Annotated in this window: 19 protein-coding genes and 3 pseudogenes; 10 read left to right on the top strand and 12 right to left on the bottom strand. The window is 48.1% G+C overall.

Going from position 1 to position 15,923, the window contains the following annotated elements; translation table 11 throughout:
• The first annotated feature begins 142 nt into the window (after nt 1-142).
• Nucleotides 143-283 carry a hypothetical protein gene (locus IQ217_RS15430; protein ID WP_194020629.1) on the top strand — a complete coding sequence of 47 codons (141 nt, stop codon included), beginning with the start codon at nt 143-145 and terminating at the stop codon, nt 281-283.
• Nucleotides 284-377: 94 nt separating this feature from the next.
• On the opposite strand, the gene IQ217_RS19420 is transcribed toward IQ217_RS15430, so the two are convergent.
• The 4 genes and pseudogenes from IQ217_RS19420 to IQ217_RS19535 all read right to left on the bottom strand — a co-directional run.
• Nucleotides 378-557, bottom strand: coding sequence for a CHAD domain-containing protein (locus IQ217_RS19420; RefSeq protein WP_338117499.1), 180 nt, complete (start codon nt 555-557; stop codon nt 378-380).
• 7 nt (nt 558-564) lie between these two features.
• Nucleotides 565-822: pseudogene (locus IQ217_RS15420) on the bottom strand (IS1 family transposase); the annotation flags it as partial.
• Between the two features lie 144 nt (nt 823-966).
• Nucleotides 967-1,424, bottom strand: a pseudogene (locus IQ217_RS19050) (IS1 family transposase); the annotation flags it as partial.
• Between the two features lie 45 nt (nt 1,425-1,469).
• A pseudogene (locus IQ217_RS19535) lies at nt 1,470-1,619 on the bottom strand (transposase); the annotation flags it as partial.
• Between the two features lie 65 nt (nt 1,620-1,684).
• Between IQ217_RS19535 and IQ217_RS15410 the strand changes: the two are divergent.
• Nucleotides 1,685-2,020, top strand: a complete 336-nt coding sequence (locus tag IQ217_RS15410; protein ID WP_194020625.1) for a XisI protein — start codon at nt 1,685-1,687, stop codon at nt 2,018-2,020.
• A 13-nt stretch (nt 2,021-2,033) separates the two neighbouring features.
• On the opposite strand, the gene tgt is transcribed toward IQ217_RS15410, so the two are convergent.
• Nucleotides 2,034-3,158, bottom strand: coding sequence for a tRNA guanosine(34) transglycosylase Tgt (tgt, locus tag IQ217_RS15405; protein ID WP_194020624.1), 1,125 nt, complete (start codon nt 3,156-3,158; stop codon nt 2,034-2,036).
• Nucleotides 3,159-3,246: 88 nt separating this feature from the next.
• Nucleotides 3,247-3,357 carry a cytochrome b6-f complex subunit PetM gene (gene petM, locus IQ217_RS15400; protein WP_190598358.1) on the bottom strand — a complete coding sequence of 37 codons (111 nt, stop codon included), beginning with the start codon at nt 3,355-3,357 and terminating at the stop codon, nt 3,247-3,249.
• 100 nt (nt 3,358-3,457) lie between these two features.
• Between petM and pdxA the strand changes: the two genes are divergently transcribed.
• The 4 genes from pdxA (at nt 3,458) to IQ217_RS15380 (ending at nt 5,932) form a co-directional block, all read left to right on the top strand.
• Nucleotides 3,458-4,516: a 4-hydroxythreonine-4-phosphate dehydrogenase PdxA gene (gene pdxA / locus IQ217_RS15395; protein WP_194020623.1), complete on the top strand. Its 1,059-nt coding sequence runs from the start codon at nt 3,458-3,460 to the stop codon at nt 4,514-4,516.
• Nucleotides 4,517-4,834: 318 nt separating this feature from the next.
• Nucleotides 4,835-5,062, top strand: coding sequence for a DUF2997 domain-containing protein (locus IQ217_RS15390; protein WP_194020622.1), 228 nt, complete (start codon nt 4,835-4,837; stop codon nt 5,060-5,062).
• Nucleotides 5,063-5,144: 82 nt separating this feature from the next.
• Entirely contained in the window at nt 5,145-5,531 is a 387-nt protein-coding gene (locus IQ217_RS15385; protein ID WP_194020621.1) for a DUF1257 domain-containing protein, read from the top strand.
• Entirely contained in the window at nt 5,531-5,932 is a 402-nt protein-coding gene (locus tag IQ217_RS15380) for a ferredoxin (RefSeq protein ID WP_194020620.1), read from the top strand. Before IQ217_RS15385 ends, IQ217_RS15380 begins: the two co-directional genes overlap by 1 nt.
• 13 nt (nt 5,933-5,945) lie before the next feature.
• Here IQ217_RS15380 and IQ217_RS15375 read toward each other — a convergent pair whose 3' ends face one another.
• The 6 genes from IQ217_RS15375 to IQ217_RS15350 all read right to left on the bottom strand — a co-directional run bounded on the left by IQ217_RS15375 (nt 5,946) and on the right by IQ217_RS15350 (nt 13,091).
• On the bottom strand, nt 5,946-6,908 hold the full coding sequence (locus IQ217_RS15375) for a lysylphosphatidylglycerol synthase domain-containing protein (RefSeq protein ID WP_194020619.1): 963 nt from the start codon (nt 6,906-6,908) through the stop codon (nt 5,946-5,948).
• A 174-nt stretch (nt 6,909-7,082) separates the two neighbouring features.
• Nucleotides 7,083-7,502, bottom strand: coding sequence for a preQ(1) synthase (queF, locus tag IQ217_RS15370; protein WP_190598364.1), 420 nt, complete (start codon nt 7,500-7,502; stop codon nt 7,083-7,085).
• Nucleotides 7,503-7,707: 205 nt separating this feature from the next.
• Entirely contained in the window at nt 7,708-8,994 is a 1,287-nt protein-coding gene (gene gdhA, locus IQ217_RS15365) for an NADP-specific glutamate dehydrogenase (protein ID WP_194020618.1), read from the bottom strand.
• A gap of 137 nt (nt 8,995-9,131) precedes the next feature.
• Entirely contained in the window at nt 9,132-9,524 is a 393-nt protein-coding gene (locus IQ217_RS15360) for a RidA family protein (RefSeq protein ID WP_194020628.1), read from the bottom strand.
• 148 nt (nt 9,525-9,672) lie between these two features.
• Entirely contained in the window at nt 9,673-12,099 is a 2,427-nt protein-coding gene (locus IQ217_RS15355) for a PAS domain-containing sensor histidine kinase (RefSeq protein ID WP_194020617.1), read from the bottom strand.
• Nucleotides 12,100-12,101: 2 nt separating this feature from the next.
• On the bottom strand, nt 12,102-13,091 hold the full coding sequence (locus tag IQ217_RS15350; protein ID WP_194020616.1) for an ABC transporter substrate-binding protein: 990 nt from the start codon (nt 13,089-13,091) through the stop codon (nt 12,102-12,104).
• 76 nt (nt 13,092-13,167) lie between these two features.
• Here IQ217_RS15350 and IQ217_RS15345 point away from each other — a divergent pair, with 76 nt between their 5' ends.
• From IQ217_RS15345 to IQ217_RS15330, 4 genes are all read left to right on the top strand, one after another.
• Complete coding sequence (locus tag IQ217_RS15345) at nt 13,168-13,764, top strand: GNAT family N-acetyltransferase (protein ID WP_194020615.1); 597 nt, start codon at nt 13,168-13,170, stop codon at nt 13,762-13,764.
• 96 nt (nt 13,765-13,860) lie between these two features.
• Nucleotides 13,861-14,163, top strand: coding sequence for a phosphoribosylformylglycinamidine synthase subunit PurS (purS, locus tag IQ217_RS15340; RefSeq protein WP_194020614.1), 303 nt, complete (start codon nt 13,861-13,863; stop codon nt 14,161-14,163).
• Nucleotides 14,160-14,834 (top strand): phosphoribosylformylglycinamidine synthase subunit PurQ, encoded by a 675-nt coding sequence (purQ, locus tag IQ217_RS15335; protein ID WP_194020613.1) that lies wholly within the window; start codon nt 14,160-14,162, stop codon nt 14,832-14,834. The genes purS and purQ overlap by 4 nt, the downstream gene beginning before the upstream one ends.
• A gap of 56 nt (nt 14,835-14,890) precedes the next feature.
• Nucleotides 14,891-15,814 carry an EamA family transporter gene (locus tag IQ217_RS15330; protein ID WP_228017350.1) on the top strand — a complete coding sequence of 308 codons (924 nt, stop codon included), beginning with the start codon at nt 14,891-14,893 and terminating at the stop codon, nt 15,812-15,814.
• Nucleotides 15,815-15,923 lie beyond the last annotated feature (109 nt).

Genomic DNA, 15,923 nt, shown 5'->3' with positions numbered 1-15,923 from the left:
TAGAGGGGGGAGTGATTATGCATCGCGTTCCAGGTTTTGAGTGGTATCTAATCCTAGAACGTGACCTCCCCTCTTTTCTACAATCCCCACCTAGACTGCTTTTCACTTCTTTTGTCAGTCAATCAGCCTTCCATGACACTCCATGACAGTGAAATTGCGACCGCTAACGTTATCTGAGGAGATCGAATCTGACCCCGTTTTGGCCAACACTAAATTAATTGCAGAAGCTTGGGATTCGGCGGGGCTATATAGCGTCGGTAAATTTATTAAATTGGCGGACTAGTTTACCGAGTGGAATGGCCTATTCCGGGACGATGTACGCTGCAAACATAACAGGGCCAAAGACGAGAACAATTGAGATAGAACCAATGATAATTTTAGTTGGAACTGTGGTGTGGAAGGAGAACAGATGATTTGACGATCGCCGTCCGTAACCGTCGCATTCCCACCCGTAATTGATGGAGATCTTCTGGGTCTTTGTCCTTCAGCATCCTGGGTTGATACTTGTAATTGCCCAACGGGGTTGACAAAGGAGAAAAAGTGATAAGTTTGGGCACTGTTCTTTTAGGGAGTGAATCGGCAAAAGCCTCTACAGGTAGGGATTTCTGCAATTTCGACAGGGCGGTCAATAAAGCCCATGGCCATAGCCGGAGTGGTATTTTTCTCCAGACTTCCATGAGGACGGAACCAGTTATGTAGCAACCTCTGCACGTTAAGGGCTCTCTGCAATCCCTCTAGTTCCTTGGCATAGTGGTTTTGTCGCCGACGGTAGGCTGTCCCCCGACGTCTTAGGGCGCTCTTTAATGCCTCTAAACCTACATTCCGCAGGCTCTACCAATAGTTACTAAATTTTCGGGAAAACACTACAGATAGCGTAATTGTTTAGTATTAATTGACTGGGAGTCAAGAGGCAAACCCCGAAATAGGCTTGCCGTCGTACTCGATTTTAGACGAAGGTGTACTACGTGCGGAATGTAGGTCTAAATGATTGGCATGTACTTCCGATGATGGACTAATTTCCGTAAATGGATGCTCTCGAAATACCCATTCGACCCTTGGCTTGTCCTGAGAACCCTTAATCTTCATAGCCATTTCTAGCCACTTCTAACCCCTCACCCCAGACCTTTTTGTCGGGGTAAGCATCTGTAGTCATCTTACCGGGCAAATAAATACTCGCTAATTTCCATAATTCCTTCCCATATCGTCTTTCACCATCGGTGAACCACCGCATCCACTGGCTCGGTTCTCCCTACTCCCAAACAGTCTTTACTCCCGGCTCGAACAACCTCCTATCCTTGATTCCGGCTTTGGCTTCTAACCAGTATCAACTTTCTCTTTCCCTGAAACTAATTGTCCAACCTTCTGACTTTTGGGGAGGGAAGGTTCTCACCTACTCGGGTGTAGAGTTCATCTCCTTCTATATTATCTATTTTCGGTCGTGGACCACGCTCATAATCTCTCTTCGGGGCCACGCTTTCTGTCTCTTTCTTCTTTTTTATCCATAGGTCTAAGGTGTTGCGACTAATGTTCAGTGTTCGGCAGACATGGCTTTTCTTCTCTCCTTTTTCCACTGCACTTACCGCTTTCTCTCTTAGCTCTATACTGTAGGGGGCTGGCATCGCTTTTTTCTTAACTCTTTCCCTACATTATTTCCTAACCTTAGCAATCTTTGCTATATTACCCGATGGATATTCTAAATCATTATCGTCAAATTATTTGTATTACTTTACAACCCTATACAGAGATTAACCATGCCAACGTTAATGTCCGTAATCTCGCAGTCTTTGACCCCGCAAATGATCAATACGCTATTCTTTCTGAAGGATGGGAAGGAAACCGGCATTACCATGGATGCTTGATCCATATTGAAATTCGCGAGGGAAAAATTTGGGTACAACGTGATGGAACTGAAGATGGTATTGCTAATGAACTAATTGCTAATGGTATTCCTAAAGAAGCCATTGTTCTGGGATTCCAAGAGCCGTCGGTGCGCCCCCACACTGGATTTGCGATCGCCTAAATTTATCCTAAATTTACTCTGGTGGAGTTAACCAATAGGCAAAATCTTTGGTGAAAGTATCATTTAAAATTGCCTGGCGAATGCTTTGGGTGAAGCGAATTAATTCCGTAATATTGTGTAAAGAAAGCAGAATATAACCCAACATCTCCCTGGAACGTATCAAATGGTTGAGGTAAGCTCGGGAAAAAGTTTGGCAGGTATAGCAAGGGCACGTTTCATCCAATGGGCGATAATCTTCGCGGAAAGTGGCATTCTTTAAATTCCACCGTTGCCCCTGTACCAATGCTGTGCCGTGGCGACCAAAACGGGTGGGAATAACACAATCAAACAAATCAATGCCTGCAAAGATAGCCCTAGCCATTTCCCGATAGGTGCCTACCCCCATCAAGTAACGGGGTTTATGGGCTGGTAATAATGGGGCGGTGTGTTGTACTACTTTGTCAATTAAGGCTGGCGCTTCCCCCACGCTGACTCCGCCAATGGCGTAACCGGGTAAATCCAAAGCAATGAGTTCTGCCGCTGCTTGGGAACGCAGATCTAAAAAGGTACCCCCCTGAACGATGGCAAACAAAGCTTGATCCTGAGGCCTTTGATGAGCTTCGATGCACCTTTCTAGCCAACGGTAAGTGCGGGCTGTGGCCCTTTCCACCATGGGGCGATCGCCTTGGCCGGGGGGACATTCATCAAAGGCCATGATTACATCGGCTCCTAAGGCATTTTGGATGCGGATGGAGTTTTCCGGAGTCATATCAATTAAACGACCATCCCGTGGCGATCGAAATGTGACCCCCCGTTCATCAATGGTGCGTAGCTGACTGAGACTAAAAACCTGAAAACCACCGGAATCCGTCAGCATCGGGCCTGGCCAGCCCATAAACTTGTGCACTCCCCCAGCGGCGGCAATGATCTTTTCCCCTGGTTGGAGATGGAGGTGGTAAGTGTTGGCCAATACCATTTGGGCTTGGGTATCGGCTAACTGGGCGGGGGTAATGCCCTTGACCGTTGCCAGGGTACCCACGGGCATAAAACGGGGAGTTTCCACCGGCCCATGGGGAGTCTGAAAAATTCCAGCCCTGGCTTGGCTATGGGAACACCGGGCTTGGCACTGATAGGTAAAATTCACACTAGGCAATGGCACAATGGACAGTTAATAGTCCTGGTATCAGTATCACTTCAATATTTTTTCCCAAACCAGGAGGGATCAAACCGCCTTGGCCCAGGAATTTCTATTCTTCGCTACCTTGGAGTTTGATAATGACAAAACCCCAGGCCACTCCCAGTAGGGTCAGGCCAATCATGATAAAAGCGCCATTGGCCAACATGCTTTCAGCGGTCATAGTTAATTCCTCAATGGGGGATGAATAATTTGGGATGAAAAAATCTTTGTCGTCGGTGGTTCATTATCCCATAGGAATATCCTCTTAAACCTGATTGAGTATGGATTGTATGAGTTTGCCCCGTTTAATTTTGACTTTGGGGGATCCGGCGGGCATTGGTCCAGAGGTAGTGCTCAAAGCCCTGGTTGAACCAGAGTTAGTCCAAATTTGTCAGTTAACGGTGATCGGTTCCCGTTCTGTGTTGACCCAAACCCATGGGCAACTGTTGGCCAAAAATCCGGGTTTAAACCTAGCAGATCCAGAAAAGATTAATTTACTGGAGGTAGACCATCCCAACCTCGAGGAGGTTAGCGTGGGCCGGGGTGATGCAATTAGTGGGGCCATCAGTTTTGCCTATTTGAATGAAGCGATCGCCAGAACTTTGGCAGGGGAATTTGCCGGCATTGTCACTGCCCCGATCGCCAAATCCGCTTGGCAGGCGGCGGGACATAATTACCCAGGGCAAACGGAAGTTTTAGCAAGCCGAGCTGGGGTAGAACGTTTTGGTATGGCATTTGTTGGGCGATCGCCTTTTACTGGCTGGACTTTACGCACCCTGCTAGCCACCACCCATATTCCTTTGAAAGCTGTACCATTGGCCCTAACCCCGGAGTTAATGGACAGTAAACTAGATTTATTGTTAACTTGCTTAGCCCAGGACTTCGGCATTGACAAACCATCCGTGGCGATCGCCGGTTTAAATCCCCACAGCGGTGAAGAGGGCAAATTAGGGGAGGAAGAACAAAATTGGTTGATTCCCTGGTTGGAGCAAGCTAGAAAAAAATATCCCCAGGCCAAATTAATTGGTCCCATTCCCCCGGATACCATGTGGGTCAGTCCGGGAAAAGCTTGGTTAACCGATGGCCAAACGACGGTATCCGATGCTTACTTGGCTTTGTACCACGACCAAGGTTTAATTCCCGTTAAATTGCTAGCGTTTGATCAAGCTATTAACACCACCATTGGCTTACCCTTTGTCCGTACTTCCCCCGACCACGGCACTGCCTTTGACATTGCGGGGCAAGGTATCGCTAGAGCTGACAGCATGATCGCCGCCATTAAGTTGGCCGCTGAACTAGTTGAGCAAAGATCCCAGCCATCGGCTAATCATACTAACTAAGGTATTTTCCAGAAACAAATTAGATTTTTCTGTTCTGACAAACTGGTATTACATCCTAACCAATCAAATTTTCTTTTTTCTCAGAAAAGACAAAGCCATCGCCAAAATAATCGCTTCCCTATGCTCTCCATAGAGGTTTGCGTCCCCAGGAAATGTTAATTTTTGCTACAATTTATGCCAGTTTCTTGGCTAGTTGGGCCAAAACTAGAATAACTTCTGGTTCGTCGGGCCCCATCAACCAAGATTAATCACTGGGGGAGTTCCGGCCATTACCCAGACAGTGAACTATCACCTTGATCACCCATGTGAGGATTGACCGTGAATCTAGAAACTCTGGAATTCGTCATTTACCCCGACGGCCGGGTCAAGGAAACGGTAACCGGCATTGTGGGTCGCTCTTGTCAGGAAGTGACGGCGGCGATCGAGGCCGAACTAGGGGTGGTGCTTACCCAGCAGACCACCTCGGAGTTTTTTGCCCAAACCAATCTTTTGAACCAATCGGTTCAGCAGTCCCAGACCTTTTCTAGTTGGCCTGGGGAAACCTAAAAATCCCTTTAGTTGGTGATTTTTGTTTATAAAGTTTAAAAAACCAGCCTACTCGATTCTTCCAATTTTTTTGTAACTTCCTATGTCTCACTTTAGCAATATCAAAACCCGCATCCGTAACCTTGATGTGTTGAAAACCACCCTGACCAACTTGGGGCTGGATTGGAAAGAAGGGCCGGCCACGGTGCGGGGCTACCAAGGTCTGACCGCCAAGGCCGCGGTGGTAATCGAACAAGGCAATGATTATGACCTGGGCTTTAGCTGGAATGGTCAGGAGTATGAGCTGGTGACGGATTTACAATACTGGCAGCAACCCCTATCGGTGGAAGGATTTTTACAAAAAATCACCCAGGGTTATGCTCTGGAAACCGTACTTAATGAATCGGCTAAACAGGGCTTTGCTGTAACGGAACAGCAAAAAAATGAAGATGGCTCATTGCGGTTGGTGGTGCAACGCTGGAGTGCGTGATGGTAATGGCTGATCTAAATTTTCCTCCCGATCGCCGTTCTGGACTGGAACCGGAGTTGGGGGGAGATTGGCGTAACTTCGACGACCGTTCTGGTTTGGAGCCGGAATTGGGTGGGGAGTTGCGGGAAAGGGGGGTCTATGTGGACGAGGTGACCTGCATTGGTTGCAAAAACTGTGCCCACGTGGCTCCCAATACTTTCACCATTGAGCAGGAACACGGCCGCTCCCGGGCCTTTAGCCAAAATGGGGATGATGAGGCGGTAATCCAAGAGGCGATCGACACCTGTCCGGTGGACTGCATCCATTGGGTGCCCTACGACGAGCTCAAACAGTTAGAGGAAAAACGGAAAAGCCAACAGATTCGTCCTTTGGGTTATCCACAAATCAATCCCCATATGTGATTGGGCAGAAAAACTACTCAGAACCAGATTTCTGCCGTCGTTCCTGTCGATGTTGAAAAAGTTCAAACGCTCCCAAGCTCAGGCTGGCACTGCCCAAGGGAATCCAGTAATAAATCACTCGGTAGGCTAACAATGCCCCCAGAACTTCCACCGAGGAGTATTTGGGAGTCAACAAAAACAGCACCACTGTCTCAAATACCCCCAGTCCCCCCGGCACGTTACTGATAATACCCGCCACCTGGGCCAGGAGGTAAATGCCAAAAAAGCCGGGAAAACTCAGGTGATGGTGCCCCGGTAACAGGACGTATAAAATGCCCGAGGCTAAAATCCAATCCACCGCCGTCAAACCAATTTGGGCTAGGGACACGGCAAAGGGAATTTTGGGAGTTTGCCATCGGCCAATTTTGAAAGGTTTGATTAAATTGCCTGTCACCAGCAGATAAACCCCAATGATGGCGAGGAAAGTAAAGCCGATGGGATGGACAGACAAAAAGGGTAAATGGAGAAAGGCCGGTAACTGTAGGGGATCAACCACAAAAGTTATGCCCCCTACGGTCAGCAAACCAACCCAAAAGCTCAAATTACAAAAGGCGATCGCCTGGGCAATGATGGAGGTTGGAACCTGCCAGGATTGATAGAGGCGGTAACGAATCGCACTACCACTAAGCAAGGCTAGACCAACACTATTACTAATGGCGTAACTAACAAAGCCAACAAAACTAGTTTTGGCTAGGGGTAAAGATTGCCCTAGATAAAACATGGCCAGGGTGTCGTAGCCAGTCAAAATTATGTAGTTGATGAGCATGAGCGCAAAGGCTCCAGCCAAACGGGTTTTGACAATGCCCTGGAAACTTTCCAAAACATTTTGCCAACCATAGTGATGCAATTCCGAATGGATGGCCCCAATGGAAAGCACAAACAAGCAGGCCCCGATCGCCGCCGGCGCAATTTTTTGTAGCTTTTGCCAGGCGGTCATGGCCTCACCTCATAGAACAGAAACAAGCTGGAAAACCAATGGTTAGAGTGGGTTGGCAAAGCCCCCTTACCTCCCAATTGTGGGAAGAATCGGCCCCATGTTGCCGGAGCTTCAGCGGGTCGAGGGGGGGAAATATCAACCTGTTTAAAAGACTCTTTTGGGACAGAGTTCTTCTTAACTATTTTGCCTATCCTGTTGGTGATATTCCACTTCAATCACCGTATGGACATTACCCCGGGGGTTAAAATCAGCTTTCAGTCTAGCGTACAAAGGATTGGCCACCGCCACAAAGTCATCCAAAATTTGGTTGGTCACTTCTTCGTGGGGAATATGGCGATCGCGGTAGCTGTTGATATAGAGCTTAATAGATTTGAGTTCAACCACCTTTTGGTCGGGACAATAGGTCAGATAAAGGGTGGCAAAATCAGGGTAACCGGAAAAAGGACATTTGCAGGTAAATTCCGGCAGAGTGATGTGGACATCGTAACAACGGCCTGGGCGGGGATTGGGGAAAGTAATCAGTTGAGCATCCCGAATTTCCCGCTCGCCATACTTTTCGACGTTATCGCTGGTGGTAATTGCAGTTTCGGCCATGGTGAACAGTGAAAAATGGACGGGATTGGAAAGAAGAAACCCTACCCCCCATTATTTCAGATTTTTCCTGAGAGCTTGGTGGCAAAGTTTTAGTTTGCGCCCTAAATTGACCAGTTAAAGCGCCGGCAATGCTGGGGGACGGTTTCCCGTTTTCCCCCAACCCGAGAGTCAGGGGGTTTTTGGAAAGAAACTCTAAAAGGTTAGCCTAGGTATCTTGGTAGTAGTCCCTGGTGCCCTTGGCGTCCATTGCTTCACTCAAGCGGTTGAGGGCATGGATATAGGCCGCAGTCCGCACACTCACTTCCAAGTCCTGGGCAATGTGCCACACCTGTTCTGCTTCCTCCACCATTTTTTCCTTCAGGCGATCGTTGACTTCCTTGGCACTCCAGTACAGACCACTGCGGTTCTGCACCCATTCAAAGTAGCTCACCGTCACCCCCCCAGCATTGACCAAAATATCGGGAAAAACGTAGATGCCTTTGCTGACTAAAATATCGTCGGCTCCGCTGGTGGTGGGGCCATTAGCCACTTCAAAAATGTAACGGGCCTTCACCTGATCCGCATTGTCGGCGGTAAGTTGATTTTCCAGGGCGGCGGGAATCAGTACATCTACGTCCAGGGCTAACAATTCAGCGTTGCTCAATTGTTGATTGTCCCCCAAATCACACAGGGTCTGGTCACAATACATGCCAGCCAAACTGCGGTTGTGTTGTTTGTAGTCAATGGCAGCGGGAATGTCCACCCCTTGTTCGTTGTAAATGCCCCCCTGGGAATCACTAATGGCCACCACTTTGTAGCCTTCTTGGTATAGGCATTCCGCCACTACCATGCCCGCATTACCAAAGCCCTGGACAGCCACGGTGGTATTTTCAGGATACCGGTCAAATTTGGGCAACATGGCCTGCATGATGAAAAAAGCCCCGGTACCAGTGGCGGTGTTCCGTCCCTGACTGCCCCCCATGGTGACGGGTTTGCCGGTGACAACGGCGGGACTGATTTTACGGCGAATGATGCTGTATTGATCCATCATCCAGCCCATCATCATTTCGTTGGTGTAAACGTCTGGAGCTAGGATATCGACGTCCGGGCCAATGAAATCGGCGATCGCCTCGATGTAACCCCGACTAAGGCGTTCTAATTCCGCCCGACTTAGTTCTTTGGGATTGAGGGTGATGCCCCCCTTGGCTCCCCCGAAGGGTAAATTTAACAGGGCACACTTAAAGGTCATCCAAAAAGCAAGGGACTGTACCTCGTCCATGGTGACGTTGGGATGGTAGCGCACCCCCCCTTTCCCCGGTCCTCTGGTGTCGTCGTAGCGCACTCTGTAACCGGGAAATATTTTCAGGGAACCATCGTCCATCCGCACCGGAATGGAAACACTGAGGCTAGTTTTGGGATATTTCAGCCTTTCTCCGGCATCGTCGGAAATGGCCACATATTTAAGGGCTTTTTCGAGGCGTTTACTGGCATCGGTAAAAAGAGATCCAGCCATAATTGCTACTCCTGGAACATTGGGGCCGCCGTTGGCATTGTGGTACACCCCCTTGGGGCGGCCTGACATTGCGAACAAATTTGTTTGGTCAATAGTTCCATTAGAGCATGGAGTCTGGATCGATGGCTGACATTCCCCTAGCTTGGTAACACAGCGACACAATCAATTTCCACCAACACATCCTTGGGCAGGCGGGCCACTTCCACACAACTGCGGGCCGGGGCGATCGCCTCGTCGAAATATTGGGCATAGATGGCGTTAACAGCGGCAAAATCATTCATATCTTGCAAAAAAACCGTCGTTTTAACCACATTTTCCCAACCGCAGCCTGCTTCCTGTAACACTGCCCCTAAATTAGCCAATACCTGTTTCGCTTGGGCTTCCACGTTCCCTTCTCCCACAATGGTCATGGTTTGGGGGTCTAGGGCAATTTGTCCGGCGGTAAAGAGAAAACCATTGGCGGCGATCGCCTGGTTATAGGGGCCAACGGGGGCCGGGGCTTGGGCGGTGTTAATAATTTTCATTGTCAAGAGAATAAAGTTTGAGCTAAAAAACAAAGTTGCCATAGCTAAGCCTTTGATCCTAATCTTGCCCGTTGCCTTAGGCCAAGGCCGGATTAGTTGTGCCCTCAGCCCGATCAAAAAATAAGTTATACAAATTTAAGTCGTTCTGGGTCTTTCACTGGTAGGCGATCGCCTGGGAATGCTGTAGAAAAATCTCCATCAGCCGATGGAAGCGCACTGGCCTAACCAAAAACTGATCGGCTGCGATCTCTATCTGCACGATGTCACCGTCCGCATAATCCATGGCATCGATTAGGGCAACAATGGTCACAGAATCAGCACCCAGGAAATCTCTGATCTCATCTAGCATCTGCTTGGTGGAGTTGGTAACCTGGGGTAAATCCATCACCAACCAGTGGTAAGAATGATTATCCGATTGTTTTAAGGCGGATAATTGAGCCCTAGTCGGAAAAGAAGCATTTAACCATTGCAGTTGGTAACCCCTGGCCTGGAAATAACTACTCAAGCTGGTGGCATAGGCGCAATTTTCACTGACTAGGGTGATGGTTGTTGAAATCGGCTGATCAATGTTAGCAACTTTGAATAGTTCGCCCTGGGGAGGCTGGTCAACGCCATCTTGAAGAATACAAGGAATAACGACAAAAAATTGACTACCCCGGTTTAATTCACTGGTGACACCTACCAAACCTCCATGGAGTTCAACAATTTTTTTCACTAGAGAAAGACCTAATCCTGTACCTTCATAACGACGATTGAGGGCGCTATCAATCTGCACAAAAGGCTCAAAAATATTACTTAATCTTTCCGCCGCAATGCCAATGCCCGTATCTATAACGGTGAGATGTAGCTGAGGCAATTGACCATGGTGATCAGGAGCCCCTTCTTCCATGACCAAGTTAACCTGTAGGATTACCTTGCCCCCTTCCGGCGTAAATTTAATGGCGTTGTTGAGTAAATTAATTAAAACCTGACAAATCCTTCGTTTGTCCACCATCACATCTGGTAAATTTGGTGGTATTTCGGATGATAAATTAACTCGCTTTTGTAGTGCAAAGTGTTGCACAAATGTCAAACTATGATTAACCAACGTCAGTAAATTAGTTGATTCCAAATCTAAATCCATCTTGCCAGCTTCGATTTTGGAAAGGTCAAGAATGTCGTTGATCAAGGAAAGTAAATGTTTGCCGCTTCTTTCCACTACTTCCAAAGATTGAATTTGTTTGCCGTTTAAGGGACCATAAAATTGATTTTGTAGAGCCTCAGCCATGCCTAAAATGGAGTTGAGGGGAGTGCGCAATTCGTGGCTCATGTTTGCCAGAAATTCATCCTTCAGTTGGGTAGCTTTGGCTAAAATTTTGTTGGAAAGCTTTAATTGTTCTTCTGCTTTCTTAATCTCCGTAATATCGGCGATCGTGCCAATAATCCTAGTAAATAATTGATCTTTTTCCAGGTGAATTTGACCACGTAACAGACAATAATAAATCTGGCCTTCAGCGTCTTCTAAACGGAGTTCTACTGACAGTTCCACTGTTGGGTCGGCCAAACTTTGCTCAATGGTCTGCCAAAACATAGGGCGATCGTCTGGGTGAATGAAAAAATCCCCATCTCCTCGCTCCAGGGGTTGCTCAAAGCCGAGCCAGGTAATCAAATTGGGGTCCACTTCAAAGTAGTGCAGTTGGGGCTGACATTCCCACACCCATACCCTAGTGGCTTGGGAAGCCAATTCGTAGCGTTGGGCAATTTCCACATATTTCCTTTCAGCAATTTCTAGGGCTTCCCGTTGATAAATCTGCAATTGATTGAAGGTATGCACCAGGGTTTGCCCCAAGAAACCAATCTCGTTACTTGGTAGGGGAGGCAAACTAAACTGCTCAACATTGTCATAATTAATTAATGCCCGGTGCAGTTTACCCAAAGGGGCCAAGACAGAATATCTAATTAGTAAACCCAATAACAGAACAATTACCACAGTGCCAATAATGAATGAAGCCACTACTAATAAAAGTGCCTGGTTAACCTCTCGGTTTAATTCCTGTTTTGCTAGGACTGTGATTGCCACTCCCCGTCGGTGGCTATTTTGGTCATGGGAATTTTCTCCCTGCTCAGGAAAAGAGTACGTATTAAAGGGAAGAGCATAAACCACCACTTCTTCACCATCAACTTTGGTAATTCGAGATTGGGGAATGCCACTGATGGAAACCTGTTCAAAAATAGGAAAAAGAGCTGGTGCGATTTGAGCATATTTTTTTCCCCGTGCCATTTTTATCCCCTCACCATGGGCAATGATGACACCGTTAGGATTGATGATTGAAATTGTTTGCACATTGGGCCAAGCCGCATAATTTTGCACTAAGCGATTGAGACGATAAACGTCCTTGGTCTCCACCAAACCTTCCGCTGCAAATTCCAAGCCTTCGGTCAATCGCTGGGCCCTTCTGGTAATATTAATTCTTGATTTTTCTTGTAATTGTTGCCTGGTAAAAACTATAGCTATGGCACTGGTAAACAGGAGAATGAGGGCGCAACCAGCTAGCAACTGGTAACGTAGGGGGCGGGTAAAAGTGGGTTTGTCCTGAATCATAGCTAAAGACGCTCCACAGCTTGGGAAAATGGTTGGGAATTTATGGCAATATCATCTCGAATAATCAAGCGATGACGACAACTTTCTTGTAATAATCGATAGTTTCTGGCAATGATGGACTCTAATCGTTTTTGCACTAACATTTCTTCATTCAAGATGCGATCGCCGTGAATCATACCCTGGAAACCTTGGACAAAGATTTCCACAGGGACCTCTAATTGTTGGGCCACAATGGCGAAAACCTCTTGGGGATTATTTTCCACCGCATCCATTACCTCCAGCCATACTTGAATGAAGCGAATTAATTCTTCTCGTTTTTCCTGAACCACTTCTGCACGGGTTATCAGACCATCCACCACCATGCTGTCTAGTTCTGCGGTGGTGTAGATAATATTACCCCCAATTTCTTGGGCTGTTTTGTGCAACAGCGGTTCCCAAAGCACTGCTGCGTCAATGGAACCATCCTTGAGGTGAGCAATCCCTTCTTCGTTGGGTATGTCAACAATTTCCACTTCGTCCAGGTCTAAATCGTTGGCCCACAGGGCTTCAAGCAAAATTACGTGGGCAATACTGCCAAACCGAGCACTAATTTTTTTGCCAGCCATTTGGGCCATGAAATTTAATCCCGGCCGGGCCACAATGCCGTCGGAACCAGCGGAAACATCGGCAACGAGGATGAACTCTGGGGTGGCTTGGGGAAAATCTAATTGCATAGCGTGGGGCAAGGGAGCAAAACTAGCATCTTGGTAGCCCCGCATGGTGGCCCGGAGATTATCATTCTGTTCTTCAAAATGAACTAGCTTAACGTCTAGTCCCCGCTTGGTGAATAGGCCCTTAGCTTCGGCATACAGGATGACGCTATAACCAGGCCAGTCGTTCATGCCCACGGTGAGGGGTTGCAAAACCTGTCTTTGGTTCAGGCTGACCAAGGCGATCGCCGTTAGGATAAGAGTGAGCCCAAACCCTAGCAGGTTTTTGAGGGGATACTTCATGGCGATCTGGGGAAAATGGGAAAAACTGGCAAATTTTAGTCAATTTGCTTGCTCTGGTCAATAGCGTTCAGCAACCATGGAAAAATCAGCCTTAAGTCCCCCCGGTTATTGTCTCTATAAGGGAACGACCAGAGATCGACGGTTACTGGTGGATTTTTTGGAGCGTACTTACCAGGCCCTCTTTCCAGAACGGCACGACTTCTCCCATCTGGGACAAACAGTGGAAAGTTATTTTTCTTGGCGATCGCCATTGTGGTGGGTCACTCCGGAGGCTGGCCAGGGGAGCCCTGTTCACCATGATAATAGTTTTTCTGTCGGAGAAGACCCCTTGGGATTGATGGCCCAAATTAACTTGCCAGTACAGGATCAGAGGGGAAATAACCAAGGGGAAAAAACTGCTTGTGCCCAGCCCATTGCCGGCCTTTGGCTCGGTAACGCCGTTGATCAGGTCACGGGCGATCGCCATGGCCATATTTTTATGCTCTATGTGGAGCCGGCCCACCGTCGTCGGGGCATTGCCACTGCTTTGATGGCCCAGGCCCAACAATGGGGTGAACAAAGAGGCGATCGGCGATTGGCGTTACAGGTTTTTACCCACAACCAAGGAGCCAAAGAACTGTATGAAAAATTTGGCTTTTCCCCCCACGCCCTACTAATGCAAAAAACTTGGTAGCTATGGCAATTGCCGCCGATTTTCCCAATCTGGTCAGCCTAATTGACCCCACGGCTTTAACCTTGCCGAGAAAGACTTTCTAAGGCAGGATTAACAGTGGCAGATTCCCCGGTAAGGCCCTCCATGTCCCATTCCTACCATTGTCGTATTTACGTTACCCTCCGTCCCTCCGTGCTGGACCCCGCCGGTACCGCTGTGCAATCCGGTTTGCAACAATTGGGCTACGATAGCGTTTCCCAGGTCAGAATTGGTAAATATATCGAATTAACCCTCGAAGCCCCGGACGAAGCCACCGCTTCCCAACAGCTAGACACCATGTGTGATCAACTATTGGCCAATACGGTGATCGAAAATTATTGCTTTGAAATTACTGCCCTAGAAGGTGCCGTCACGCCATGACCAGCTTTGGTATTATTGTTTTCCCCGGTTCCAACTGCGATCGGGATATTGCCACCGTCACCGCCGGTTTGTTAGACCAGCCGACCCGGTTTATTTGGCACCAGGAAACCGATCTCCATGGGGTGGATGTGGTGGTTTTGCCAGGGGGCTTTAGCTATGGCGATTATCTCCGCTGTGGGGCGATCGCCAGATTTTCCCCCATCATGGCCGCCATCATTGACCATGCCAAAGCAGGCAAAAGGGTGTTGGGCATCTGTAACGGTTTTCAAGTGCTGACGGAAGTTGGGTTATTGCCGGGGGCTTTAATCCGTAACCGGGATTTACACTTCATCTGTGACCGAGTATCGGTGCGGGTGGAAAGTAACCAAACTCTGTGGACCCAGGGCTATCAATCTCAACAGGTGATCACCCTTCCCATCGCCCACGGCGAAGGCCGCTATTTTGCCGATGAGGATACGTTAAAAGGGTTGGAAGATAACGGTCAAATTCTTTTCCGCTACAGCAATGCCCAGGGGGAACTGACTGCGGACAGTAATCCCAACGGCTCCTTACACCACATTGCTGGCATTACCAATGGTCAAGGCAACGTCTTGGGTATGATGCCCCACCCAGAACGGGCGGCCGATCGCCTACTCAAAGCAACGGATGGCCTGGCTATGTTCGTCGGTTAGGTTAGTCCGTCAAAGCAAGTTTTGCATTAACACCTGGACGAGGAGGATCATTAACTTTGCTCACCGGAGCTAAACGCTTAACGTTAAGGGAGTGGAAAACCATTGGCCTCCTGTTAACCATGGTCACAACCCAGGTTTTGGGGGATATTTGGCTCAGCCAGGGCATGAAAGTGTTTGGCTCAGTGGAGGACTATAGCCTGGCGGGTTTGTGGACATTGTTTCTCTATCTGCTCACTTCCCCCTGGATTGTGGTGGGGGTAATCACGTTATTGTTCGCTCTTTTTCTCTATTTCACTGCCACATCTCGACTGGATTTAAGTTTAGTTCTCCCCCTATTTTCTTCTAGCTATATCCTCAATGCCCTACTGGCGTGGCTAATACTGGGGGAAGAAGTTTCTTTTTACCGTTGGCTCGCCACCTTTATGATTGCCAGTGGCGTATTCATTGTCTGTTGGTCGGAACATCGTCACCGCTCCCAATTGATGCGGGAAAAGTTTAGCCCGACCCCTGCCGTGCCAGTGAAGTCTTCCCGGCGATCGCCATTGTGGTTATTTCCGGTGGGCATTGCTCTGTCCCGAGTCTGGTTTGGTATTCTAATTTTAATTTTTACCGATTCCGCTGGGGACGTATTAATCGCCCGGGGCATGAAACAAATTGGCCCTGTGAGCTTGCAATCACCCCTGAAAATGGTCAAATTAATCGGTCGTATCCTTTCCCATCCTTCAGTTTTAGGAGGCATTGGTTGCCAAACTATTAGTTTTGTTACTTTCATTTCCCTGCTCAGTTGGACGGATATTAGTCTGATTCGACCGGCGGGAGCGCTTGGTTATGTGATGAGCTTATTGGGGGCTAAATTTTTGCTCAAGGAAACCATTCCCCTGGCCCGTTGGCTTGGTATCGGTGTGATTACTGCTGGGGTAGCCCTCATCGCCCTCGACGAAGTTAATTTTGTGGATCAAATGTTGCCGTTTTTTCTATAGATAAAAAAGTTGGCGATCACTCCCAAGATCACAAAATTTTGCCCCTCATCAAGACAGGTAAGGGAGATTAATTACTTGTCGGAAGTTGAGGCAGACTAAACAAATTTTT

The sequence above is a fragment of the Synechocystis salina LEGE 00031 genome (genome assembly GCF_015207985.1).
Lineage (GTDB): Bacteria > Cyanobacteriota > Cyanobacteriia > Cyanobacteriales > Microcystaceae > Synechocystis > Synechocystis salina.
This window is presented reverse-complemented; position numbering and strand designations above follow the sequence as displayed.

Bases quoted from the DNA above. Each gene is read 5' to 3' on its own strand.
- IQ217_RS15430 (WP_194020629.1), top strand. From the start codon at position 143: ATGACAGTGAAATTGCGACCGCTAACGTTATCTGAGGAGATCGAATCT.
- IQ217_RS15410 (WP_194020625.1), top strand. From the start codon at position 1,685: ATGGATATTCTAAATCATTATCGTCAAATTATTTGTATTACTTTACAA.
- petM (WP_190598358.1), bottom strand. From the start codon at position 3,357: ATGACCGCTGAAAGCATGTTGGCCAATGGCGCTTTTATCATGATTGGC.
- pdxA (WP_194020623.1), top strand. From the start codon at position 3,458: ATGGATTGTATGAGTTTGCCCCGTTTAATTTTGACTTTGGGGGATCCG.
- IQ217_RS15385 (WP_194020621.1), top strand. From the start codon at position 5,145: ATGTCTCACTTTAGCAATATCAAAACCCGCATCCGTAACCTTGATGTG.
- IQ217_RS15380 (WP_194020620.1), top strand. From the start codon at position 5,531: ATGGTAATGGCTGATCTAAATTTTCCTCCCGATCGCCGTTCTGGACTG.
- IQ217_RS15375 (WP_194020619.1), bottom strand. From the start codon at position 6,908: ATGACCGCCTGGCAAAAGCTACAAAAAATTGCGCCGGCGGCGATCGGG.
- queF (WP_190598364.1), bottom strand. From the start codon at position 7,502: ATGGCCGAAACTGCAATTACCACCAGCGATAACGTCGAAAAGTATGGC.
- gdhA (WP_194020618.1), bottom strand. From the start codon at position 8,994: ATGGCTGGATCTCTTTTTACCGATGCCAGTAAACGCCTCGAAAAAGCC.
- IQ217_RS15355 (WP_194020617.1), bottom strand. From the start codon at position 12,099: ATGATTCAGGACAAACCCACTTTTACCCGCCCCCTACGTTACCAGTTG.
- IQ217_RS15350 (WP_194020616.1), bottom strand. From the start codon at position 13,091: ATGAAGTATCCCCTCAAAAACCTGCTAGGGTTTGGGCTCACTCTTATC.
- IQ217_RS15345 (WP_194020615.1), top strand. From the start codon at position 13,168: ATGGAAAAATCAGCCTTAAGTCCCCCCGGTTATTGTCTCTATAAGGGA.
- purQ (WP_194020613.1), top strand. From the start codon at position 14,160: ATGACCAGCTTTGGTATTATTGTTTTCCCCGGTTCCAACTGCGATCGG.